28 protein-coding genes and 1 other RNA gene are annotated in these 23,208 nt (G+C 32.6%); 15 read left to right on the forward strand and 14 right to left on the reverse strand.

The features are described from left to right. Positions 1-29 precede the first annotated feature (29 nt). From ffs to AAGD26_RS06645, 3 genes are all read left to right on the forward strand, one after another. Positions 30-125: signal recognition particle sRNA small type (ffs, locus tag AAGD26_RS06635), an RNA gene on the forward strand. A gap of 59 nt (positions 126-184) precedes the next feature. Continuing rightward, complete coding sequence (gene dnaX, locus AAGD26_RS06640; RefSeq protein ID WP_341752340.1) at positions 185-1,711, forward strand: DNA polymerase III subunit gamma/tau; 1,527 nt, start codon at positions 185-187, stop codon at positions 1,709-1,711. Positions 1,712-1,723: 12 nt separating this feature from the next. Next, positions 1,724-2,047, forward strand: a complete 324-nt coding sequence (locus AAGD26_RS06645; protein WP_341751591.1) for a YbaB/EbfC family nucleoid-associated protein — start codon at positions 1,724-1,726, stop codon at positions 2,045-2,047. Between the two features lie 145 nt (positions 2,048-2,192). Here AAGD26_RS06645 and AAGD26_RS06650 read toward each other — a convergent pair whose 3' ends face one another. Both AAGD26_RS06650 and AAGD26_RS06655 read right to left on the reverse strand, forming a co-directional pair. After that, positions 2,193-2,759 (reverse strand): cell cycle transcriptional regulator TrcR, encoded by a 567-nt coding sequence (locus AAGD26_RS06650; RefSeq protein ID WP_341751592.1) that lies wholly within the window; start codon positions 2,757-2,759, stop codon positions 2,193-2,195. Positions 2,760-2,880: 121 nt separating this feature from the next. Next, positions 2,881-3,597 carry an OmpW family outer membrane protein gene (locus AAGD26_RS06655; protein ID WP_341751593.1) on the reverse strand — a complete coding sequence of 239 codons (717 nt, stop codon included), beginning with the start codon at positions 3,595-3,597 and terminating at the stop codon, positions 2,881-2,883. A 178-nt stretch (positions 3,598-3,775) separates the two neighbouring features. On the opposite strand from AAGD26_RS06655, the gene AAGD26_RS06660 reads away from it, so the two are divergent. The 7 genes from AAGD26_RS06660 (at position 3,776) to tyrS (ending at position 9,724) form a co-directional block, all read left to right on the forward strand. Beyond that, positions 3,776-4,663 carry a DMT family transporter gene (locus AAGD26_RS06660; protein ID WP_341751594.1) on the forward strand — a complete coding sequence of 296 codons (888 nt, stop codon included), beginning with the start codon at positions 3,776-3,778 and terminating at the stop codon, positions 4,661-4,663. Positions 4,664-4,866: 203 nt separating this feature from the next. Next, a complete protein-coding gene (locus AAGD26_RS06665; RefSeq protein WP_341751595.1) occupies positions 4,867-5,112 on the forward strand; it encodes a type II toxin-antitoxin system prevent-host-death family antitoxin in 246 nt (81 codons plus the stop codon). Further along, positions 5,112-5,372: a Txe/YoeB family addiction module toxin gene (locus AAGD26_RS06670; protein ID WP_341751596.1), complete on the forward strand. Its 261-nt coding sequence runs from the start codon at positions 5,112-5,114 to the stop codon at positions 5,370-5,372. The genes AAGD26_RS06665 and AAGD26_RS06670 overlap by 1 nt, the downstream gene beginning before the upstream one ends. A gap of 62 nt (positions 5,373-5,434) precedes the next feature. Next, complete coding sequence (locus AAGD26_RS06675) at positions 5,435-6,685, forward strand: MFS transporter (RefSeq protein ID WP_341751597.1); 1,251 nt, start codon at positions 5,435-5,437, stop codon at positions 6,683-6,685. Positions 6,686-7,074: 389 nt separating this feature from the next. Beyond that, on the forward strand, positions 7,075-7,311 hold the full coding sequence (locus AAGD26_RS06680) for a DUF2312 domain-containing protein (protein WP_341751598.1): 237 nt from the start codon (positions 7,075-7,077) through the stop codon (positions 7,309-7,311). 16 nt (positions 7,312-7,327) lie between these two features. After that, complete coding sequence (secF, locus tag AAGD26_RS06685; RefSeq protein WP_341751599.1) at positions 7,328-8,233, forward strand: protein translocase subunit SecF; 906 nt, start codon at positions 7,328-7,330, stop codon at positions 8,231-8,233. 255 nt (positions 8,234-8,488) lie between these two features. Next, positions 8,489-9,724: a tyrosine--tRNA ligase gene (tyrS, locus tag AAGD26_RS06690; protein ID WP_341751600.1), complete on the forward strand. Its 1,236-nt coding sequence runs from the start codon at positions 8,489-8,491 to the stop codon at positions 9,722-9,724. Positions 9,725-9,850: 126 nt separating this feature from the next. Here the strand turns inward: tyrS and lptB are convergent, their stop codons facing one another. The 8 genes from lptB to xth all read right to left on the reverse strand — a co-directional run bounded on the left by lptB (position 9,851) and on the right by xth (position 15,673). Beyond that, positions 9,851-10,588: an LPS export ABC transporter ATP-binding protein gene (lptB, locus tag AAGD26_RS06695; RefSeq protein ID WP_375331938.1), complete on the reverse strand. Its 738-nt coding sequence runs from the start codon at positions 10,586-10,588 to the stop codon at positions 9,851-9,853. 22 nt (positions 10,589-10,610) lie between these two features. Then, positions 10,611-10,982, reverse strand: coding sequence for an LptA/OstA family protein (locus AAGD26_RS06700; protein ID WP_341751601.1), 372 nt, complete (start codon positions 10,980-10,982; stop codon positions 10,611-10,613). A gap of 82 nt (positions 10,983-11,064) precedes the next feature. After that, positions 11,065-11,727, reverse strand: coding sequence for an LPS export ABC transporter periplasmic protein LptC (lptC, locus tag AAGD26_RS06705; protein WP_341751602.1), 663 nt, complete (start codon positions 11,725-11,727; stop codon positions 11,065-11,067). Continuing rightward, the gene (locus AAGD26_RS06710) at positions 11,727-12,683 is read right to left on the reverse strand and encodes a KpsF/GutQ family sugar-phosphate isomerase (protein ID WP_341751603.1); all 957 of its coding nucleotides are present in this window, start codon (positions 12,681-12,683) and stop codon (positions 11,727-11,729) included. Before AAGD26_RS06710 ends, lptC begins: the two co-directional genes overlap by 1 nt. A 66-nt stretch (positions 12,684-12,749) precedes the next feature. Beyond that, positions 12,750-13,358, reverse strand: a complete 609-nt coding sequence (locus AAGD26_RS06715; protein WP_341751604.1) for an outer membrane protein — start codon at positions 13,356-13,358, stop codon at positions 12,750-12,752. 150 nt (positions 13,359-13,508) lie between these two features. Then, positions 13,509-14,192, reverse strand: coding sequence for an outer membrane protein (locus AAGD26_RS06720; protein ID WP_341751605.1), 684 nt, complete (start codon positions 14,190-14,192; stop codon positions 13,509-13,511). A gap of 334 nt (positions 14,193-14,526) precedes the next feature. Next, positions 14,527-14,832, reverse strand: a complete 306-nt coding sequence (locus tag AAGD26_RS06725) for an RNHCP domain-containing protein (protein ID WP_341751606.1) — start codon at positions 14,830-14,832, stop codon at positions 14,527-14,529. A gap of 61 nt (positions 14,833-14,893) precedes the next feature. Then, positions 14,894-15,673 (reverse strand): exodeoxyribonuclease III, encoded by a 780-nt coding sequence (gene xth / locus AAGD26_RS06730; RefSeq protein WP_341751607.1) that lies wholly within the window; start codon positions 15,671-15,673, stop codon positions 14,894-14,896. Positions 15,674-16,119: 446 nt separating this feature from the next. Between xth and AAGD26_RS06735 the strand changes: the two genes are divergently transcribed. After that, positions 16,120-16,785: a bifunctional (p)ppGpp synthetase/guanosine-3',5'-bis(diphosphate) 3'-pyrophosphohydrolase gene (locus AAGD26_RS06735; RefSeq protein WP_341751608.1), complete on the forward strand. Its 666-nt coding sequence runs from the start codon at positions 16,120-16,122 to the stop codon at positions 16,783-16,785. Positions 16,786-17,053: 268 nt separating this feature from the next. On the opposite strand, the gene gmk is transcribed toward AAGD26_RS06735, so the two are convergent. Both gmk and AAGD26_RS07315 read right to left on the reverse strand, forming a co-directional pair. Further along, on the reverse strand, positions 17,054-17,683 hold the full coding sequence (gene gmk, locus AAGD26_RS06740) for a guanylate kinase (RefSeq protein WP_341751609.1): 630 nt from the start codon (positions 17,681-17,683) through the stop codon (positions 17,054-17,056). Continuing rightward, on the reverse strand, positions 17,661-17,855 hold the full coding sequence (locus AAGD26_RS07315; protein ID WP_410520615.1) for a DUF465 domain-containing protein: 195 nt from the start codon (positions 17,853-17,855) through the stop codon (positions 17,661-17,663). The genes gmk and AAGD26_RS07315 overlap by 23 nt, the downstream gene beginning before the upstream one ends. 95 nt (positions 17,856-17,950) lie before the next feature. On the opposite strand from AAGD26_RS07315, the gene AAGD26_RS06745 reads away from it, so the two are divergent. The 4 genes from AAGD26_RS06745 (at position 17,951) to AAGD26_RS06760 (ending at position 20,280) form a co-directional block, all read left to right on the forward strand. Beyond that, positions 17,951-18,538, forward strand: coding sequence for a UbiX family flavin prenyltransferase (locus AAGD26_RS06745; RefSeq protein ID WP_341751610.1), 588 nt, complete (start codon positions 17,951-17,953; stop codon positions 18,536-18,538). Between the two features lie 210 nt (positions 18,539-18,748). Further along, on the forward strand, positions 18,749-19,354 hold the full coding sequence (locus AAGD26_RS06750) for a carbonic anhydrase (RefSeq protein ID WP_341751611.1): 606 nt from the start codon (positions 18,749-18,751) through the stop codon (positions 19,352-19,354). A 280-nt stretch (positions 19,355-19,634) separates the two neighbouring features. Then, complete coding sequence (locus AAGD26_RS06755; RefSeq protein ID WP_341751612.1) at positions 19,635-19,877, forward strand: AbrB/MazE/SpoVT family DNA-binding domain-containing protein; 243 nt, start codon at positions 19,635-19,637, stop codon at positions 19,875-19,877. Next, positions 19,861-20,280 (forward strand): type II toxin-antitoxin system VapC family toxin, encoded by a 420-nt coding sequence (locus AAGD26_RS06760; RefSeq protein WP_341747932.1) that lies wholly within the window; start codon positions 19,861-19,863, stop codon positions 20,278-20,280. Before AAGD26_RS06755 ends, AAGD26_RS06760 begins: the two co-directional genes overlap by 17 nt. Positions 20,281-20,848: 568 nt before the next feature. On the opposite strand, the gene groL is transcribed toward AAGD26_RS06760, so the two are convergent. Together groL and AAGD26_RS06770 are read right to left on the reverse strand one after the other, a co-directional pair. Then, the gene (gene groL, locus AAGD26_RS06765) at positions 20,849-22,504 is read right to left on the reverse strand and encodes a chaperonin GroEL (protein ID WP_341751613.1); all 1,656 of its coding nucleotides are present in this window, start codon (positions 22,502-22,504) and stop codon (positions 20,849-20,851) included. 217 nt (positions 22,505-22,721) lie between these two features. Next, the gene (locus tag AAGD26_RS06770; protein ID WP_341751614.1) at positions 22,722-23,009 is read right to left on the reverse strand and encodes a co-chaperone GroES; all 288 of its coding nucleotides are present in this window, start codon (positions 23,007-23,009) and stop codon (positions 22,722-22,724) included. Positions 23,010-23,208: the final 199 nt, after the last annotated feature.

A 23,208-nucleotide genomic window follows, 5' to 3' on the forward strand; every position in this document is an offset into this window, starting at 1 on the left:
GCCTCTAGATGATAAAAGAACTATTTTATCATGTGCTAGTAGTGGGCATTGGTGCTGTTCAGGTGGTCAGGTTCGAAAGGAAGCAGCCAAAATAGTCTCTAGTGGGTCATTACTAGCATACTCTTCTGTTTTCAAGAATTGGATTTGAAATCATTTGAGTAGATCATATTTTTGTGAATATACCATAGTGACAAAAACAACTGACCAATATATTAATTTTGCTAGAAAATATCGCCCTACTAATTTCTCTGAGCTATACGGACAAGAAGTTTTAACAAAAATTTTAAGCTATACTATTCTAAAAAATCGTATATCTCAAGGTTATCTTCTTACTGGTATTAGGGGTGTTGGCAAAACTACTTCAGCACGTATTATCGCTAAAACTATTAATTGTGCCAATCTGATAGTTGAAGGTGATAGTATTAAACCTTGTGAGAGTTGTCAGAATTGTAGCAGTTTTAATAAAAATAACCATCCCGATATAATTGAAATTGATGCTGCTAGCAAGACAAGTGTTGATGATATCCGTAAAATAATAGAAAGTAGTGAATATAAGCCGCTAATCGCTAGGTACAGTATCTTCATAATTGATGAAGTTCATATGCTATCTAAAGGTGCATTCAACGCTCTACTTAAAATCCTTGAAGAACCACCAGCACATGTAATATTTATATTTGCTACTACTGAACCACAAAAAATTCCATTAACCGTAATTTCTAGATGTCAGCGATATGATTTAAGGAGGCTAACATTTGATGAGATTTTTCAATTGCTTCAGTCCATCGCTAAAAAAGAACAGTTAAACGTTGAGATAGAGGCGCTTAGAATAATTGCATCTAGATCTGATGGTTCAGCTAGAGATGCAGTTTCAGTACTAGACCAAGCAACGAGCTTGGCAGCAGGAGACTTGATCACTCCTGAAATCGTTTATCAAATACTTGGTTTGGTGGATACAGCTAGTATAGTTAAGTTTTTTGAATATATTATTCAAAAAGATGCTGCTAAATCTATTGATTTAGTAAACAATCTCTATATGTCTTCAGCAAATTTAGAAACTTTTGTAGCATTAGTTGCTGATTTTACTGCCTATCTTAGTAAAATAAAGATATTACCTAATTATCAAAATCCTATATATGTATCTTTTAATGATAATGTTACAAATATTCTAACAAAAATTACTCTTCCTCAATTATCTATTATTTGGCAAATATATAGTAAAGGAATTATAGAGATGAAAACTTCACATAATCAATTGATAGAAGCTGAAATGCTGGTGATAAAATCTATTTACTCCCAGATGTTACCATCGCTAGAAGAATTAGTGGAATATAATGATGGGGAGCAACTAGAACAACCGGTATTACAACAATCAACTAAGAACTATCAAATTACCGGTTTTCTTGAGTTTTTACATTTGCATAATGAGATGGAAGTTTATTACAGATTACTAAACCAAGTGGAGTTAAAATCTTTTGTTCTTCAAACTATAGAAATTGCTGGAAGCGATCTCAACACAAAAATAAAAGAACAAATTGCTAATTTATTATTTGCTTGGTCAGGAAAAACTTGGAATGTTATCATTACAAAACAGTTAAAAATAATCACTCTTAAAGAACAATTGCTAAATAAAGTAAAATCAAGTCAAGATTGGAAAATTTTAACACAACACTTTCCAAATGTTACAATTTCAGATATTTTGTTAGAAAATTAAAAGGTACATAGTATGACAAATTTTAATCAATTTTTAAAACAAGCTCAGTCAATGCAAAAAAAAATGCAAGCAATGCAAGAAAAAATGGCAAATGCTGAATATTTTGGAAAAGCAGGTGGTGGGTTAGTAAATATTACCGTTAGTGGTCGTGGAGAGGTTCAAAAGGTCTCTATTGATTCCTCTTTGCTTAAAGAAACAGAGAAGGAATTATTGGAAGATTTAATTGTTGCTGCTTTCAACGATGCTAAAAGCAAGGTCGATGAAGATTCACAAAACTCTATGTCTGATGCTTTAGGTAATATTGGTTTGCCACCTGGACTAAAGATGCCATTTTAAATCCTCCCAACTTCCGCATAGAGGATTTGTTACATGGATCATGAGTAGGTCATTCCCGCATAGGCGGGAATCTATAATATCTCATAGCCTTTGCAGGCATGTCTATAGCAACTACCGATCGCGGCTTTTAAATTGCCCTGACGACTTACTCTTTAACAGTTTTTTCTTGCTTAGATAAAAGCTGTGCTTGCTCAATACTCTTGTCTAATTCTACTTGACTACAAATTCCAAGTAAAACTGGATCACGTGGGCGAATGTTTTTCATGTTCCAGTGACTACGATCACGGATAGCTTCTATGGTTGACTTAGTAGTACCAACGAGTTTTATAATTTGATTATCTAAAATTTTTGGACAATTTTTAAGTAACCAATATATCGCGTCTGGTTTATCCTGACGTCTAGCAATAGGAGTATATCTAGATTGTTGTTTTTTCTTTGTACTTACCAAATCATAGGCACTACTCACAAAAAGTCTTAAACTACTACTTGGATCTTTCGTGCAACGCATTATTTCTTCTTGAGTTAATTGTCCTCCAGCAATAGGATCTAACCCCATAATACCTTGAGACACTTCACCATCAGCAATACCTTTAATTTCAAGCTCATGAACCCCACAAAAATCAGCTATCTGCTTAAACGTTAAAGCAGTATTATCAATCAACCAAATAGCAGTTGCTTTAGGCAGTATAGGTAATTTTTGTTGTGAACTCATAGTAAAAAACTAATAATATAATATTGATATGTCTAGAAAAGATATAGTCTCTTCTAACTAATAAGTCAACAATAGACATCTTAGACTATTTCAATTTCTCGTTTAATTAGGTCAGGCAAGCCTAAAACCTAAAACCAATACCTACTGCAATCATTAACGGATTAAACCTTACTTTAGATGATATAGGTTGTTTTACTAAACTATTTTTATAATCAACTTTGGTCTTAAGAAAATACTGCCTTACATCTAAGTTAATCAATGTATCATCCTTAGCATATAAGTCAACCCCGATCTGTAATACAGCACCGTGACCATTTTTGACTGTACATCCTTTAGATTTACTGAACATATAAGCTCCATGATAACCAACGCCAACATAAGGTCTAATAGCACCAAAGGGAGCTATATGATATTGTCCCGTAACAGTCAGGGGTATCATATAAAGATCTTTTCTCTTACCAACATCTGCTGGATTACCACCATAATTATAAGCCACATTCTTTAAACTATTATTTTTAGGACGTAATACATTAAAACCTAAAGATAACTCTGCAGCAACATTACTAGCAAAGAATATTGATGTAGAAGCATCAAAACCGTAACCATTTTCAACAAAATTACCAATCGATACTGGGCTTGCGGCGGTAGCCTTAGGAAAGCCTTTTTGCTTTGCACTAGATTTTATCCCCCCCCCTCTTATTTTAAACACAAGATTACCTTCATTTTCATAATAATCGGCATCATAGTCATTATTAGTTAAATCAGAATTAGCAAAGCTAGAGATACTTACACAACTTACCAATAGCAATATTCCAAATTTTTTTGTGACTTTTATCATAACTATAAACCTTTTCTTGCTTTAAATATATTGCTGTATTATATATATTCTTTCTTATTTGGAAATCAAATTGATAATAAGATTTTTAAATTTGTTTAACATTAGTGACACTATAACACTAAATATAGAAAACACTAATACAAAAAATATAAAAAAATAACGAATTAAGGTCTATACAATGAATAATAAATTAAACACTTATTTTGTTGGTATTGGTTGGTTTATATTAAGCTTGATAAGTAGTACAACTAATGACATAACAGCAAAATATCTTGGACTTAGGCTACATAGTTTTGAGGTGACTTGTTTTCGCTTTTTCTTTAGTGCTTTAATTCTTGTCCCTTTTATTTTATATTATGGGAAACAGACTCTGAAAACTAATCGTCCTTTTATACATATTGCAAGAGGGGTTTTATTGTTTTTTGCTATGACGTGTTGGATTTATGGTCTCAGTATTGCCCCAGTGACTACTGCTACAGTTATTAGTCTTGCTACACCTTTATTTACTCTAGTTCTAGCAGTTTTTTTCTTAAATGAGAATATTATTTGGCAAAGATGGGCAGCAACTTTATTTGGTTTTATTGGCATTGTTATTACCTTGAAACCTCATGCTAGCGATTTTAATCCACAGATATTAATTTTTGTATTAGCTGCTATAATTTTTGCAATGTTAGATATTATCAATAAGAAATTTGTAGTAAAAGAATCAATGATTAGTATGCTATTTTATTCTGCTTTAGTAACATCTTTAGTATCAATACCACCATCAATAATGTATTGGCAAACACCTACCAGTTCAGAATTTATTTTGCTATTTACCTTAGGAGCTGGGGGTAGTTTAATCTTATTTTTCTTATTAAAGGCTTTCTCTCTAGTTGATGCCACAGCTACAGCCCCTTATAGATATTTAGAGTTAATAATTTCAGCATCAGCTGGATATCTTGTGTTTAATGAAATCCCTGAAAACAGTACTTTATACGGAGCATTGATAATAATACCTGCAACATTGTTTATAATATATTCTGAGAAAGGAAATATAACACAAAATGATAAAGCTACTGCATGAAGAAGTACTAGCAATGCTTGTTTTCTTCAAACATTTTGTTGACATGATATTGATGTACAATATCATGTACTAGTTATGTGTATATACTCAAATGATTTGGAAAATTGGATTTACAAATAAGGGACAAACAGAGCGTACACGAGTCCTTGATATTTTCAAAAAACAATCCTTCAAAGCGAGTATACTTATAAGGGAGATAAATTATGAACGTACAAACAATATCGGTAGCAAGGGCTAATTTATTTAGCCTTGTACAAGAAACAAACGAAACACATAAGCCAGTATATTTAAAAGGTAAGCATTATGACGCAGTACTATTATCTAGAGAAGACTACGAATCTTTGCAAGCGACATTAGAATTATATTCTATACCTGGATTAGTTAAGGAAATACTGAAAGCTCGGCAAGAACCTTTGGATGAGTGCTTAAATGAAGATGATATGAATTAATGTCATTGTACAATTTGAAATTTACTAAAAAATCATTTAAAGATTTCCAAAAGTTAAAGTCAGAAAAGCTTGATAATAAGGCTAGAAAACTATGGACTGAATTAAAAAATAATCCAAGACCTATCAGCAGTGAGAAACTCGTAGGCAACTTAAAAGGTTGCTATTCTCTAAGAATTAATATCAAACATAGACTGATATACGAAATCTTTGAAGATGAAAAGACTGTACTAATAATCAGCTTGAGTGGGCATTATGAGTAAGCCATCATATTATGTTGCTAACAAGCATTCTAACCCTTGACACCAATGAAATAATAAAAAATATGAATAAACGTAAGTTGGTTTTTGCAAGCGGTGTAGCAAATGCATTTGAGTGGTATGATTACGCACTATTTGGTTACTTTGCTCCTATAATAGGAGCAAAGTTCTTTCCTGGATCAAGTCCTAGCTCGTCTTTATTGCATGCTTTTTTGGTATTTGCTATCGGTTATTTAATGAGACCAATAGGTGGGGTATTTTTTGGGATACTGGGAGATCGTTTTGGTAGAAAAACTGCTTTAAGTACATCTATATTTTGTATGTCTCTGCCAACGGCACTAATTGGCATATTACCAACTTATGACAATATAGGTGTTACCGCAACTATATTAATGATTCTACTTCGGATGCTGCAAGGTTTATCAATGGGCGGAGTACTTACTGGCTCAATTGCATTTGCTATTGAACATACAGGTAAGGTACATCGTGGCTTTACTGGCAGTATACCAATGTCCAGTATTTGTATTGGTATATTATTTGGATCACTCATTTCGCAGCTTATACAAAGCCTTTTATCAGGACAACAATTTAATGATTGGGGGTGGAGAATACCATTTTTATTAGGAATCTTTATTTTATTTGCTGGACTTTATATAAAAAAATATACCAGTGAAACCCCTAGTTTTCAAAGTATAAAAGAAAATGGTGGGATTTTAAAATCTCCTCTGAAAAAAGTTATCTCTGTATATTGGATTGATATGTTAATATCAATCTTCATCAATTCTACAGGTTCAGTAATATTCTATCTACAAGCTACTTATCTAATGTCATTTTTGAGGATAAATCGTGGTTTTACCGATGACCAAGTTAGCAATTTAGCTAATTATTGTTATATAATCATGGCTATTGTTACTTTATGTTCTGGCTATTTATCTGATGTAATTGGTCGAAAGAAAATTTTTGTGATTAATTTACTGGTAATTATTTTAGTTATTCCTTTTTTGATGAATGTAATTGAAACTGGAGAATTTTATTTTATAATTATATCTCAAATTGTATTATCAATTTTAGCTGCTTGTTATATTGGTCCTGAACCTGCACTGCAAGCTGAATTCTATCCAACCAATATCAGAAATACTGCTTTATCATTGTCTTATAATACAGCAACCAGTATTTTTGGTGGTACAACACCTTTAATACTAGAATATCTTGTACAAAAAACTGGTACTATTACTTCATCTATTTATTATGTAATTGCTTGTGCTATTTCAAGCCTAATAGCTCTTTGTTTTTATAAGGATCGTTCAAGAGGGTAACAACTAATACGCGAATTTGGGATAAGAATTAGTCAATTCTTATCCCAAATTCGGTAAAATTATCGAAACAATCAGATTTGAGACGGCTCTGCATCTGATTGTTAAATTAATATTTTGCTAAAAACATGATTTTAATCTTTTAAAATCATGTTTTTAGCTTTAGAAAGGTTTAAAATGCATTTGCAAAACCGCTTTAAGAATGCATTTTTCCTTATATTAAAGCCAATTAGGGATAAGAATTAACTAATTCTTATCCCTAATTGGGGTAACTAATCTAAAAATTTTTCTAGTATTTATAGCAAAATTATCTATAAACTACTTAGTGGCTTGATAAAAATAATATATACTAGCCATATTACAATTTTTGATAAACAATAAACTTTAATTTTATGACAGAAGTGATAGCTAAAGAACAATTAGAACAATATATAAATCAAATAGAAGGGCTTGAACAAGAAAAAGCTGAATTATCTGAAGCAATAAAAGATATATTTGATGCAGCCAGCTCTAGTGGCTTTGATACCAAGGCCATGAAGTCGGTGTTAAAACTAAAAAAACTTGATAGAAATAAGCTAGCTGAACAAGATGCGATCTTAGAATTGTATAGACAAGCTCTCGGTATATAAATTAAAGAATTCAATAATGCAATTATATCCATTAAGGCTTTTACCTGATAAAATCAACTTTGACTTTATCAGATTTAAAAAAGTAAGTTATACGATATCCATTATTTTATCTCTTGTAAGTATTATTTGGATAGGGATTTACAAATTTAATTTTGGTATTGATTTTGCTGGTGGGATTGTTATAGAAGTGCGGCTTGATCAAGACCCTGATTTAACCAAAATGCGTGAAGTGCTTAATAACCTTAAGATTGGTGAAATAGTATTGCAAAATTTTGGTAATCAGCATGATTTGTCAATACGAGTTGGCAGCAATAGTGAAGATACTTTAATGCAAAATATTGAGCTTATCAAATCAACTTTAAAAAACCAATTTCCTTATAAATTTGAGTATCGTAAAGTAGATTTTGTCGGTCCACAAGTTGGTACTCAACTGATAAAATCAGGAATAACAGCACTAATTCTTTCGTTTCTTGCCATAATGGTTTACACTTGGGTTAGATTTGAGTGGTATTTTGGGCTTGGTATACTTGTAGCTTTGTTACATGACACCATACTAAGCTTAGGTTTTATGAGTGTAATGAGGCTAGACTTCAATTTAAGCTCCATAGCTGCTATTCTTACCATAATAGGTTATTCTGTGAATGATTCAGTAGTTATCTATGATAGAATCAGAGAAAATTTACGCAAATCACATAAGAAAGTAATGCCACAAATTATTAATCTGAGTATTAATGAAACTCTGTCTAGGACTATTCTAACAGTTGTTACAACCTTACTCGCAAACCTAGCTTTGGTAATATTTGGTGGGGAAGCTATTTATAGTTTTAGTGTATTAGTGTTTTTTGGTATAATAGTTGGTACATATTCATCTATTTTTATATCTGCTCCTATATTGACCTACTTCAAAAACTTGAAGAATTGATAAATCAATTTTCAAGTTTTTGGATAAAAGTTGAGTAGCAGAATCGAAGTAGAGGTCTTCAATTCTGCTACAAAATAATAGACTTCCTGCATAAGTCAATCTAGTTGGTAATTTTGTCGTCGAAACTCGCCTGTGTTCCTCACGTACGCCTGTGCACGCTGTGGCGCTCGGCTTCGTTTCTCCTAAAAATTCCTCAACTATTTTTGACTTATGCAGGAAGTCTAATAATAAATATTAAAAAAATTAGTTTAAAAAATGTTTATTAAAAATTTTGATAGTAAAGGTTTTCTATATCAATGTACTGATTTAGAAAAACTAACAGAGCTAATGAAAAACAGTAAAATATCTGCTTATATTGGTTTTGATTGTACAGCACAATCTTTACATGTAGGTAGTCTGATGCAAATTATGATACTGCGTTTATTGCAACAATATGGTCATAAACCAATAGTACTCCTAGGAGGGGCAACTAGTAAAATTGGCGATCCTACCGGTAAAGATGAGGCAAGGAAATCTTTAACAAAAGAAGAAATTGCCAAAAATGCTGAAGGTATAAAAAAATCATTATCAAAATTTATTAAATTTGGTACTGGGGAAAATGATGCAATATTAGTTGATAATTCAAATTGGCTAGAATCGTTAAATTACTTAGAATTTCTTCGCAATTTTGGTAGTTTTTTTTCTGTGAATCGTATGTTATCTATGGACTCTGTAAAATTACGTTTAGAGAGAGAGCAACATATGAGTTTCTTGGAATTTAATTATATGTTACTACAAGCCTACGATTTTTATCATTTAAATAAACTATATGGTTGTTCTTTACAAATAGGTGGTAGCGACCAGTGGGGTAATATAGTAATGGGTGTTGATTTTACAAGGAAACTAACAGGTAATGAAGTCTTTGGTATAACTACGCCCTTACTAACAACTGCTTCTGGCAACAAAATGGGCAAGTCTGTTGGTGGAGCTGTGTGGCTAAATGAGGATATGTTAAGCCCGTACGATTATTATCAATATTGGCGGAATTGTGAAGATCAAGATGTGGTCAAGTTCGCAGAATTATATAGTGAGTTAGGAGAAGATGCCATGCAAGAGTTTATCTTACTTAGTGCATCTGATATTAATAGTGCCAAAAAGCAATTAGCCTTTAATTTAACTAAACTTTGTCATGGTAAAGAGGCAGCTATGACAGCTTTAGAAACAGCTACCAAGCTTTTTGAACAAGGAGAAATTGATTGCAATTTACCAACTATTTATCTAGAACAGGGGAGGTTAGCTCTAGGTATTCCAGCATATGAATTACTTTATGAAGCAGGTCTTGCTAAATCAAAATCCGAAGGACGTCGGTTGATTAGAGGGGCTGGAGCAAAAATCAATAATCAACTAATCCAAGATGAAAATATGGTTGTTGATTTAACTTTTATGCAGGACAAGCAGGTTATTAAGATATCCGCAGGTAAGAAAAAACATGTATTGATCAGGTTGACATAATAGTGAACGAAAAAATATATCTCTTTGGCAAACTCGCTTATGCTGAGGGATTTGAAGGAGACGCTTCACCTCGAACCGCAGCGTACTCTAATTCCGTTACGGATTCGAGTACCAAGAGGTCTATTATTACAAACAAAAAGATTGCCCTAGATATACTTCCTTTACTTGATAGCTTGTGGCTATTTCTTGTGGAGTTCCTTCTAATAGGACTTTTCCTTCGTAAATAACATAGGCTCTGTCAACTATATTAAGAGTATCTCTAACATTGTGATCGGTAATTAGGATGCCGATATTGCGGTTACGTAAGTGAACAATTAAATTTTTAAGATCCTCAATTGCTAACGGATCAATGCCTGCAAGTGGTTCGTCAAGCATAATAAATTTGGGATCTAGTGCTATTGTTCTTGCGATTTCTAGCCTACGTCTTTCTCCGCCGGATAATCCTATTGCTGGCATGTCTTTTAGATGAAGAATAGAAAATTCTTTAAGCAAATCTAATGTTTTTTGTTCGATAATTTCTTGGTCATTTTCTAAAATCTCTAGCATTAATCTAATATTATCTCCTACAGATAGCCCACGAAAAATTGATGGTTCTTGAGGAAGATAGCTAAAGCCAAACCTAGCTCTTAAATAAATTGGTAAATGAGTAATATCATGATCATTATAAAATAATGCTCCACTATCTGGTTTGGTAAGTCCTATAATAATACTAAAACAGGTAGTTTTACCTGCACCGTTTGGACCAAAAAGACCAACTATTTCTCCTGTTTTTAATTGAAGAGATACGTCGTTTAGGATCACTCTCTTATTATAAGATTTTGAAATACTACTTACTTGTAATTTCTCTATTATTAAATGCGGCATACTTTAAAAATTTCTTACATAACTAATTTTTTGATTTGCTATAATCTATATTATTGAGTTCCGTATAATATACTAGTTTGTCAGTTTTTATAATACCATCCTTATTCTGTACTATTACATCACCAAGCAGTACTAGTTCTTTTCTTTCTACAAAATATTTTGCAGAAGTAGCAGTTAGTAACTCTTGACCATTATTCTTTTTAGCAATCAATCTTGACGGTATGGAGATGTAATCAATAGTTTTTTTATTATCAACTGTTTTATAAAAAATTTCTAAATTAGTTGTTTTTACCATCATATCATCAAACCACAAAATCACCTCTCCTGTAAAACAAGCTTGATTCTTAGTTTGATCAATTACTAAATTGTCAGAATGAATATATAATCTATCCATACTCGAATGCTTTGAGTACGGATGTTTCCCATAGGCTACGGATGAACTGATGATTAGAAAAAACAATACATAGCAAATCATGCTAAAAATCCGATACATCAATAACCGTCGATACATTACCTTTGAAATTTATAATATCATTATCATGTGTAGCACTAAAATTATTAGAAGTAATTTTACAATTTTTATAAGATAATACCACTCCTGTGTTACTATATGTTTCTTTATTTAGTAGATTCAGTTGGGCTTCTTGTGCTTTTAATGTGCTTTCTCCTAAAAAAAACTGTACATCATTTTCTAATTTTAATATGTGACTACTCTCATTCAATATACCATTTTTTGCACTGATCACTAAGTCTTTGTTGTCATTTATTTTATATGTAGCATTAATTTCTTCCAGTTTATATTGATTACCTAAAGTCCTAACTGCTTGCACAGTCTGAATTTGGTAAGGATTTAAGTTTTTATTGAACCCCTTAAAAATTGAATTTGAAATTTTTATTTCATAATCTTTATCATTTGGATTAAAAGCACTATTGCTACTATTATCCTCCGTTGATTTTGAATTATTACTGATAGGATTTAAATTTATATAAATTAAACATAAGGTTAATATTATTCCTAAACAAGATAAGATCTTTGATAGACTAATTGAACGTCTATAGGATGAAATGATAGCACTACTACTTTTATCTATGAAGGGAATCTTAACCATAATATTGCCAACATTATCATGAACATTCATCAACTAATTCCTGCCCTAAGTAAATCATGGATATGAACAATACCAATCACCATATTATTTTCAGTTACTGGTATGCTAGTAATCGATTTACTATTCATTATACCTAAAGCCTCTCCCGCTAATTTTAAAGGAGAAATTTGTTTTGGATTAGAAGTCATTACATCGCATGCATACTTCATATCTATTTTATCATTAATATGTCTACGCAAGTCTCCATCTGTTATAATACCAACCAAACTCAAATCTTTATTTACCACTATAGCACATCCAAGACTCTTTTGATTCATAACCAATATAGTATCGGTAAATGAGGTATCAGCATATACTAAAGGCAACTGATCTTTCACCCGCATTAAGCTCTCTACCTTTATAAGATTCGCTCCAATCTTTCCTCCAGGATGATACAGCCGAAAATCATCTTCAGAAAAGCCTCGTGCTTCATGTACAGAAGTGGTAAGTGCATCTCCAAGAGATAACATCATTAGTGAAGAAGTTGTTGGAGCGGCAATATAAGATGCTTCATTGATTCTTGGTATTAATAATAGGAAATCACTATTGATTGCTATAGTAGAGTTGACATTCATAGTCATGGCAATTATTTTTATAGAAAATCTCTTACAATATTTCATTATATCAAATAATTCTTTGGTCTCTCCTGAATTAGACAACATAAATACTACATCATTGTCAGTTACCATACCAAGATCACCGTGGCTAGCCTCAGCTGGGTGCAGATAAAAAGCAGCCGTACCGGTAGAAGCAAAACTTGCTGCTATTTTATGAGCTATATAACCACTCTTTCCTATACCGGTTAAAATAACCCTACCTTTACAGTTAATTATATAATCTACTATATTGTTAAAATCACTAGGAATATTATTAGATAATTCAACTAATGCAGCAGATTCTTTTAATATAACCCTTTTGGCAACATCACAATGGTATGGTATTTTCATATAGTGTCCGAATTGTTCAATTATGTTGTCGTAGCTAGAGGAATGACAGAATATTAGTTGAGCATATTACACATCAAGCCTGACGCCGAGTGATACATTATGACCTTTATATGCTAATGACTTAATATGATTTTTTATTTCTTTTGTGCTACCAAAATCTTTCCAACTGTAAGCTGCTTCAACTTTTACTCCTGGGGCTAACTTTGTAGCAGCTCCAAGAGTAAGCTGGTAGACTAGGTTATTTTTTTTAGCACTAGAAACTGATACACCATTATTCTTAGTAATTTGGTTTTTTAGTTGACCAACTCCAGCACCAGCACCAACAAAAAATTCACAAATACTTATATCAACAATATCCACATAACCATTAAGCATTAAAGTAGCAATTTGAGGCTTAATTTTTGAGTCTATACCGGCAAAAGAATGCTTAGATTGATGATTAGCAATCCAAGCAAGCATGAGATCAGCTCTAACATTATCTAGAATATAATAACCCAAACCTCCGCCAAGAAACATAGCGGTATTTTGCTTTAGTTTTTTATCATTTAACTTAATATTAGCCATTTTATTCGCTCCAACCTCTGCTTTTAAATAAAATTGATTGTCAATAGCCAAAGAGGAAACAGAGAATAAAAGTGAAATAGTTATAATCGTTACTAAGAGTAAATTTTTCATAGTTATATTTTTTAATTTACATTTTACTATAAATTAAACTAATTCGCTAGCTTATTTTCAAGATAACCCTACAAATAACAAAAGCAGAGGGTTACCAAAAACCCTCTTCTTTTGTAGAACAAAAATAATAAATCTATAAATTATTTACTATTAAATATCAAATCTTAAGCCAGCCATTAAATTGTGACCTCTGTAAGCGGTTGTAGATATTTTGTCAGTATCCTTCTTATCTTTATTTTTAGAATTTGTTTTGCCATAATCTCTCCAGCTATAGGCAAGCTCAACATTCACACCATCAGCCACATTAGCAGAAGCACCAACAGTTAACTGATAAGCAAAATTATTAGCGGGTTTCCTAGTTGCAGAGATTGTAGTTACTTTTTTATTTTCAGTGTATTCCGCAGTTAGCTTTTCTTTTACTTGAGCCATACCAATACCTGCTCCAGCAAAGAATTTAGCAAAACCTGCATCATACAAATCTACATAACCACTGAGCAACAATGACATTACTTGTCCTTTAGCTGTCGTTTTATGACCTGCGTCAGTTGCAGTTTTAGACCTAGAATTAGTAAATTCTGGATTGACTAGAAAATCAAGTGTCAATTCTGCTCTAACATTATCCATGGCATAATAACCAGCACCAAGACCCAAAATCGCATTAGTTTTAGATTTAAATTTCAAGCTCTCTTTTTTATTTTCAAATTCCATTTTCGTATTATTCAACTTAGTCGCACCACCTTCAGCTTTAAGATAAAACTGCCCTACATCTGCAAAAGATGTAGCAGAAGTTAAAAGAGCCGTACTTGTAGCAGCGATTAAAAACAACTTTTTCATAATATTTCTCCTTAAATTATATAGACAAGAATTCCCTTATTAGATTCTCAAATAATGCCCGTGAAACACAAATCTCTCCAAATTCCACTTAGGCTACCTAGGTTCGGTATATATAGCATAATATTTTCTTTAGGACAAACTAAAAACTATTATGAGCATTAATCAATAGTGTTATAGAGATACTTTGTGGCAATAAAAACACAATAGACTGAATCTGTAGCTAACCCGAAAATGTTTGAGCCATCGTAATGGTGATAGAATTTATGCCATTGCCCTGATATTACGCGAATTCAGGATAAGAATTAACTAATTCTTATCCCTAATGGGGGTATATTCAGGCATAACTGAAAGCATTTAGCAAATTCTCTACGCTATCTGTGCTTGCAAGCTTGTTGTTTTTATATTCTCCACATTTAAGGCATTTATGAGTTAGAATTATGCCCTTTTTACTGTCGAGTTTATAGGAAACTGGCTGCATTAGTCCGTTACATCTAGAGGCTCTATCCCCAGGGTTAATATCCACATGTTTGCTGTAGAAACATGCTGAACAATGGTTAGTATAGCCATTTCCTTGTACCGATTCACTACATATATCACAAATAAAATCTTCTTTATTTCTATAAAACTTTTTTGTAACCATTTTTTAACTTTTTTGGCAATATACTGCTCGTAAATGAAGAGTTGGTAGACGATATTTGAGGTTAACTAATGATAGCAACAACGGGTATATGATCAGAAGGCTTAATTTTAGTTCGTAGATTATAATGCATGTAGCAATCATTTAGATAATCTGCAACATTGCTTGATGCAAGTATCATATCAATACGCATACCTTTATTTTGTTCAAAGCAACCTGCTCTATAATCCCACCAAGAAAATTCTTGCTTAGTAGGATTTGATAATCTATATAAATCCTCAAAACTAGAATTTAAAATAATTCTCAATCGTTGTTTTTCTTCATTAGTAAAACAAGTAGTATTTTGTAACTTTTTTGCTGAGTATACGTCAATATCAAAAGGAGCAATATTAAAATCTCCTCCAACTATCACCTTAGTATCAAGAGTTCTTTTGGATTCGAAGTAATTAATTAAATTATCATAAAATTCTAATTTCATTTTAAATTTATCACTACCTACCAATGAACCGTTAGGTGCATATAATGAAGTGATACTACAAAAACCTATAGGAGTTTGTAGAGATATTTCTATAAACCGTGCTTGATTAGTACAATTAATACCCGGAAAGTCTTTTACCACTTCATCAGCTGGAAACTTTGATAAGATAGCTACACCATTATAGGATTTCTGACCATACACATAGAAATTATATGCTAGATCTGATAGTTCATCAAAAGGAAACTTATCAGTCTCACACTTGATTTCTTGTAACAAAACAATGTCTGGATCTACTTCTGTTAAAAAGTCCCTTAAATGTTGTAGTCTTATTCTTATAGAATTAATATTCCAAGTAGCTATTTTCATTTCTTATCCCAAATTCGCGTATTTTACATCGGCTGAGGTTATATACTGCTCGTAAATGAAGAGTTGGTAGACGAAGGTCAACTTCAAGAAGAGCTAGGAGTGTCAAAGTCGAGCAGCGGAGCGTACATTAGTACGTGAGCAGCGGAGATCTTTAGACACGACAACGCCAATTCTTGAAGTTCACCGAGTATAATAACATAAAATAACTAAACACTAAGTACATTAATCTCAATTCGATATAAAAATTGTTTAACAAATTATATCATTTGGAAAATCTTTCTTATTTATAAATTAATAATTTGATCTTGACAGGGTAATAGTTTTTATTAATATTACAGGTATATTCGATGCTTTTGAAGAATTGCCTTCGTAAATACTTGTGAATTCTTGATAGTAAAGTATATATAATAATCTAAATCAATAATTAAAGTAACAGTGTGCATTTTATGTTATACGAGGATATTGATAATTTACACAATATCACTGATATTATTAGTACTAAATTGCAAGAGAATTCTATAGTAGCGAAGATATCTTGCAGATTAAAAGACCCTTATTCGATCGTAAAGAAATTGGTAAGAAAAGGTATTGGTTTTTATCAATTAACTGACCTCATTGCTTTTAGAATTATAGTTGATACGCTAGAAGACTGTTATAAAGTACTAGATATTATTAATGATATATATCCTAGTAACCATGAAAAATATAAAGACTATATTGTTAATCCCAAAGATAACGGCTATAGTTCCTTGCATATTGTGACTACTATTGGTACATCTAGACGTAATATGGAAATACAAGTACGGACTAGTCAAATGCATGATATAGCAGAGTTTGGCATCGCTAATCATGGTGAATATAAAGAAGCACAAGAAGCAAGGATAAAAAAATTATTTTCTCCAGAATTACTTAATATAATTGTTCTGCACATCGGACTAAATAATTTATATAAACTTTTTGAACAATTTAATTGGACTATGTCTGAACTGGTTGCTTACGAACAAGAAATTAAAAATTTTTGGGATAATTTTCAAGATAACTTGCAAATAATACAAGAGCAATTTATAAAAGAAATAAATAATGTAGAACCGTTAGAGAGAAATTTTGTCTAACTAATACAAGGTTGGCGGTTGGCTAACCCTATAAATATTTGTGGGTAATAGTAAACTCTACTGTTTGGAATAACGTCCATAACTGTCGAAAGTTAGTAAATAAATACATCTTCTCTATACGTCTATTAGCAAGGAGGGCTGTAAGACCGACGAAGCAATCCAGTAACATCATTTATCTATAAGTTGTTTCCTAGATTGCTTCGCTTACGCTCGCTAATAGACGCTGTGGTATAGGTATTTGTAAACTTTCAACAGTTGTGGGATAACATCAGAGTTGGTCATGCCAATCATTATAAAACTTGCCTAAATCAAGTCTTATTCTTTTCGATCGCTCAGCAGTGATTATAGAATATATTGTTTCAAGAGTAGTATCAAAATCATCGTTAATAACCACGTAATCATATTGTTTGGCATAATACACTTCTTTAGTAGCTAATTTCACACGCAACTTTATTGATTCTTTACTATCTTGCCCTCTATTTTTAATTCGTTGTTGCAAAATACTAAGACTCGGTGGCAAAATAAAAATTGTAATTACATTTGGCAAGGTTTTTTTTATTAGCTTTGTACCTTGCCAATCTATATCAAACAAAACATCTAACCCTTGACTTAGTAAGTCTTCTACAACTTTTTTAGGTGTTCCATAATAATTATTGTAAATATTTGCATATTCAAGAAATGCATCTTGCTCAATTAATTTATTAAATTCCTCTTTGGTCTTGAAATAGTAACTTACTCCATCAACTTCATCTGTTCTTGGTCTTCTAGTAGTTGCAGAAATGGATAATCTAAGATTACTGTCGATTTTTAAAACTGCTTTAGCTAAGCTAGATTTACCAGTAGCCGAGGGCGAAGACAAAATAATAGCTAATCCTTTACTTCTGAGAGATAGTAGCATTCTTGGTGAAACCTTTATATAGCAATAGAATTTTATCTTTTAATATTAATTTTTGTTTCTTTAACTGCTTGACTTTAGTATTATCTTGCAAATGCAAAAATCCGGTATTTATTAGTCTTTCTAAATCATTATGTTTTTTTTGTAAACTTTGTATGTGGCTCATGAGACTCATCTGCAAACTCCATAATCAGTTAAAAGCTTGGTTTTTTGTAAACCAAGCATCATTTTAATATAAGCAAATACACTTTGAAAGGAAAAAATATAGCTATGACTAGCGATAATAAAAAAAAATTGCTTGTGGCAATCTCTGGAGCTTCTGGAGCAATATATGGTATAAGGTTACTTGAGATTCTGAGGCAGATAAATATTGAGAGTCATCTAATTATTTCAAAATCTGCTCATCTTACCATATTACATGAGACGAATTATTCCATAGAACAAGTAAAAGATCTAGCAGATTACTGTTACAATCTTTCTGATATTGGTGCTAGGGTTTCTTGCGGTGCTTTTAGGATATTTGGCATGATAATAGCTCCATGTAGCATGAGAACTCTTGCATCAATTGCTGGCAGTATTGAGAATAATTTAATCAGTAGAGCAGCAGGGGTTACACTAAAAGAACGAAGAAAACTGGTGTTGATGATAAGAGAGACTCCTTTACATCTAGGTCATTTAGAAAATATGTTAAAAGTAACGAATTATGGTGGGATAATTGCACCTCCAGTACCTGCTTTTTATAGTTTACCTAAAACCTTGGATGACATGATAAATTATTCAATTTCACGGGTTCTTGATATTTTTGATATTAATACTGATTTAATAAAACGTTGGGATGGTATGCCTACAAAAATTTAAAATCTATTAGTGCTTGAAAAATATCTGCTATAATTGTAGTGACGTCTTGAGGGTCATATACTCGGTGAACTTCAAGAATTGGCGTGGTCGTGTCTAAAGATCTCCGCTGCTCACGTACTAATGTACGCTCCGCTGCTCGACTTTGCTACTGCCTAGCTCTTCTTGAAGTTATACTATCGTCTACCAACTCTTCATTTACGAGCAGTATATATGCAACAAAGTTTTGAAAAAATACTAAAAGGCTATCAGCTATTTAGAAAAAAATATGCTTATGGTAATAAATCTATTATGCAGAGTCTATCCCGTGATGGTCAACAACCAAAGATTATGGTGGTTGCTTGTTGTGATGCACGAGTAGATCCGGCATTAATACTACAATGTGATCCAGGGGATTTATTTGTTGTACGTAATGTAGCAAATATTGTTCCTCCTTACGAAAAAGATGGATCTCATCATGGCACAAGTGCTGCCTTAGAGTTTGGAATATGCTTTTTGAAAGTTGAACACTTAATTGTATTAGGACATAGCCAATGTGGAGGAATTCAAGAATTATTAAATAGTGACGATAGAGTGCAGAATGATTTTATAACCAACTGGGTTGCTCTGATAAAAACACCTAATTTTAGACATTATAATGCTGATGATTATACAAAATTAGCACTTAAACAATCACATCAAAATTGTATGACGTTTCCATGGATTAATAAACTAGTGACCAAGAAAGAGCTAACTATTCATTTATGGTTTTTTGATATAAAAACTGGGCAAATTTTTACTTATTCTGATAAGCAACAAACATATCTACCCCTTGCTTAGGTTCTTTAGCATATTCAGGTAGAACTTCAAGAATTAAGATTCCCGCGACCTAAAAATCGAATGCAGTCATGTATCCGGCTTATAGCAAAGTAAATTTTATTAATAGATATCTTTGGCAAACTCGCTTATTAGAAATCTAAAATTAAAAAATTAGACTAAAAAGCAGGATTATTAGAATTAGTATTTATCTAGTATTTATTAAATTGACCATTTTTATAATTTTAGTTACTATGTATATAGTTGTATCTTTATATTAATCTTAACATTATCGGTATATATTATGACAGCATTAAAAAGTTATATAGACAGTAATGGGAGACTTGCTATCCCCGCTAAAATTAGAAGAAAACTGCATCTTAAAGCTGGTGATGAAGTGTCCATTAAATATAAAGATTCTGAATTAATAGTTTCGACTTATCATGCTAATATAGAAAAAGCTAGAAATATTTTAAGTAAATACGAGGATATTGATTTACAAAAAGAGCTAAAACTGATGAGGAACGAAGATGCAAACAAGTTCTAAATCTCTAATCAAGACTAAGAAATTTTTATTAGATACATCTGCAATCATTGCCTTATTAAAACAAGAATCAGGTTATAAAATATTAGAGGATGTTATTGCAAGTAGTGCCTTATCATCAGTTAATTTAAGTGAATTAGTTTCTGTCTTAACTAGATCTAATATAAAAGAAAATGAAATTGATACAATTATAACAGATATAGTTCCAGACATCATACCATTTTCTGAAAGTATAAGTATCAAAGCAGGCAAGTTAATAAGTTTAACAAAAGATTATGGTTTATCTTTAGGTGACAGAGCATGCATAGCAACTGGTAGTTATTATAATATGGAAATTTATACTACTGATAAAATTTGGTTAAAGTTATCTGATAAGCTTCCGGTAAAAATTACTTTAGTACATTAGACCTCCTTCGAAACTCTACTTCTGCTGGTGATTTGGACAATGATGCGGTACTCGAATCCGTAACGGAATTATAGTATACTCAGGTAGAACTTCAAGAATTGGCGTTGTCGCGAGCAAAGATCGAAGCTGCCTAGTTACTAATAGACTTACTGCATAAGTCAATCTAGTTGGTGATTTTGTCGTCGAAACTCGCCTCCGCTCCTCACGTACGTCTGTGTACGCGAAGGTAGCCGGCTTCGTTTCTCCTAAAAATCCCGAAAGCTTCTTTGATTTATGCAGCAAGTCTAATGTACGCTACGCTGCTCGACTTTGCTACTGCCTAGCTCTTCTTGAAGTTATACTATCGTCTACCAACTCTTCATTTACGAGCAGTATACGCTGCGGTTTGAGATGAAGCGTTTCCTTCAAATTCCTCAGCATAAGCGAGTTTCGAAAGAGGTCTGTTAATAAAAAGTCATACCTACAAAAAAGCAGAGGGATGACATCAAAGTACGCGAACTCTAGATAAGAATTAACTAATTCTTATCTAGAGTTGGGGTAAAGTGTTATTAGTATGAAGAAATGAGCGTTAGAAGTCCATACCGCCCATGCCACCCATACCGCCGCCCATACCACCACGTGGCATAGCAGGCTCATCTTTATCAGCTGGTTCATCGATAATAAATGCTTCAGTAGTAATAATCAAAGAAGCAACCGATGCTGCATCTTGTAAAGCAGTACGCACGACCTTAGTTGGATCGATAATACCAGCCTTAATCATATCAACATAAGTCATATCTTGAGCATTGAAGCCAAAGTTTTTCTCTTTACTATCAGTAAGTTTTCCAACTACAATAGCTCCGTCCATACCAGCGTTCTCTGCAATTTGCCTTACTGGAGCTTGTAGAGCTTTCTTAACGATGTTAATACCAGCTTGCTGATCTTCATTAGTACTTTTTAACGACTCTAAGGATCTTGCTGCATAGAAAAGAGTAACACCACCACCAGCAACAACGCCTTCTTCCACTGCTGCTCTAGTAGCATGCAATGCATCCTCGACACGATCTTTTCTTTCTTTTACTTCAACCTCAGTAGCACCACCAACTTTTAAGACAGCCACACCACCAGCAAGCTTAGCTAAACGCTCTTGCAATTTTTCTTTATCGTAATCTGAACTAGATTCATCGATTTGTTTACGAATTTGTGAGCAACGAGCTGCAATGTCTGCCTTACTACCAGCACCATCAATTATGACAGTATTTTCTTTGGAAATAGTAACTTTTTTAGCAGTACCTAGCATTTTGATATTAACATTTTCAAGTTTCATACCAAGATCTTCACTGATGAGCTGACCGCCTGTTAAAATAGAGATATCTTCCATCATGAATTTTTTTCTATCGCCAAAGCCAGGAGCTTTAACTGCAGCAACTTTTAACCCACCACGTAATTTATTTACTACCAAAGTAGCAAGTGCTTCTCCTTCTACATCTTCAGCGATTACTAGTAAAGGACGTCCTGATTGCACTACTGCTTCAAGTACTGGTAACATTTGTTGTAAATTTGATAATTTCTTTTCAAATAGTAAGATAAACGGATTTTCCAATTCTGCTACCATCTTTTCGGAATTAGTAACAAAATATGGTGATAGATAGCCTCTATCAAACATCATGCCTTCAACTACATCTACTTCAAAACTAAAATTCTTAGCTTCTTCAACGGTAATTACGCCTTCTTTACCAACTTTTTCCATCGCTACGGCAATTTTTTCGCCAATTTCTTTGTCACCATTTGATGAAATAGTACCAACTTGAGCAATTTCCTCTTGGCTGCTGATTTTTTTACTAGCTTTCTTAATTTCTTCAACTACTAGGTTAACAGCTAAATCTATACCTCGTTTTATATCCATAGGGTTAAAACCAGCTGCTACTGCTTTGTTACCTTCTCTTGCTATTGCTTGAGTTAGAACAGTTGCGGTAGTTGTTCCATCACCAGCAACATCAGATGTTTTACTTGCCACAGATTTTACCAATTGAGCTCCCAAATTCTGAGCCTTATCTTTTAGTTCAATAGCTTTTGCCACTGTTACACCATCTTTGGTTAGTCTTGGTGAACCGAATGACTGTTCAATTGCAACATTTCTACCTTTTGGACCTAATGTTACTTTTACGGTATCAGCTAAAATATCAATACCTCTTAGCATTTGTTCACGTGCATTTGAGCCGTGTCTTATTAATTTTGTTGCCATATTTATGTTCTCCTTACAATAAATAAATTATTAACCAAGTATGTCCACAACTGTTAAAAGTTTACAAATACCTATACCACAACGTCATTGCGAGCGTAAGCGAAGCAATCCAGGAAACAATCTATAGATAAATGATGTTACTGGATTGCTTCGTCGGGTCTTACGGGCTTCTCGCTAATAGACGTATAAAGAAGCTGTATTTACTAACTTTCAATAGTTATGCAATTATGCCCATGACATCACTTTCTTTCATAATGACCAAATCTAAACCATCAACTTTTACTTCAGTGCCAGCCCATTTGCCATAAAGTACTTTATCTCCTACTTTAATTTCTAATGGATGGACAGTACCATTCTCACTTTTTGTTCCCTTACCTACAGCTACTACTTCACCTTGTATTGGTTTTTCCTTTGCTGTATCAGGAATAATAATTCCTCCACTTGTTTTTTCTTCTTGTTGAATTGGTTTTACCGCAATTCTATCGTGCAATGGTCTAAAAGACATTCTTACCTCCATAGATTTAATACTTAATAATGTGTATTCTATATATGCTTGATTTTGTAACAGTTCAAGGGGTAAAAAGAAAAATTTTTAAGAATAATTGCTGTGAGCAAATTGTGTATAATACCTTTTTTATCCTCGCATAAGTTTTTCTATTATTGACTTTATAGGAGTATAGTTTAAAATTAAAAATGAAGTAACT

It is taken from the genome of Candidatus Tisiphia endosymbiont of Piscicola geometra, from assembly GCF_964026415.1.
Taxonomy (GTDB): domain Bacteria; phylum Pseudomonadota; class Alphaproteobacteria; order Rickettsiales; family Rickettsiaceae; genus Tisiphia.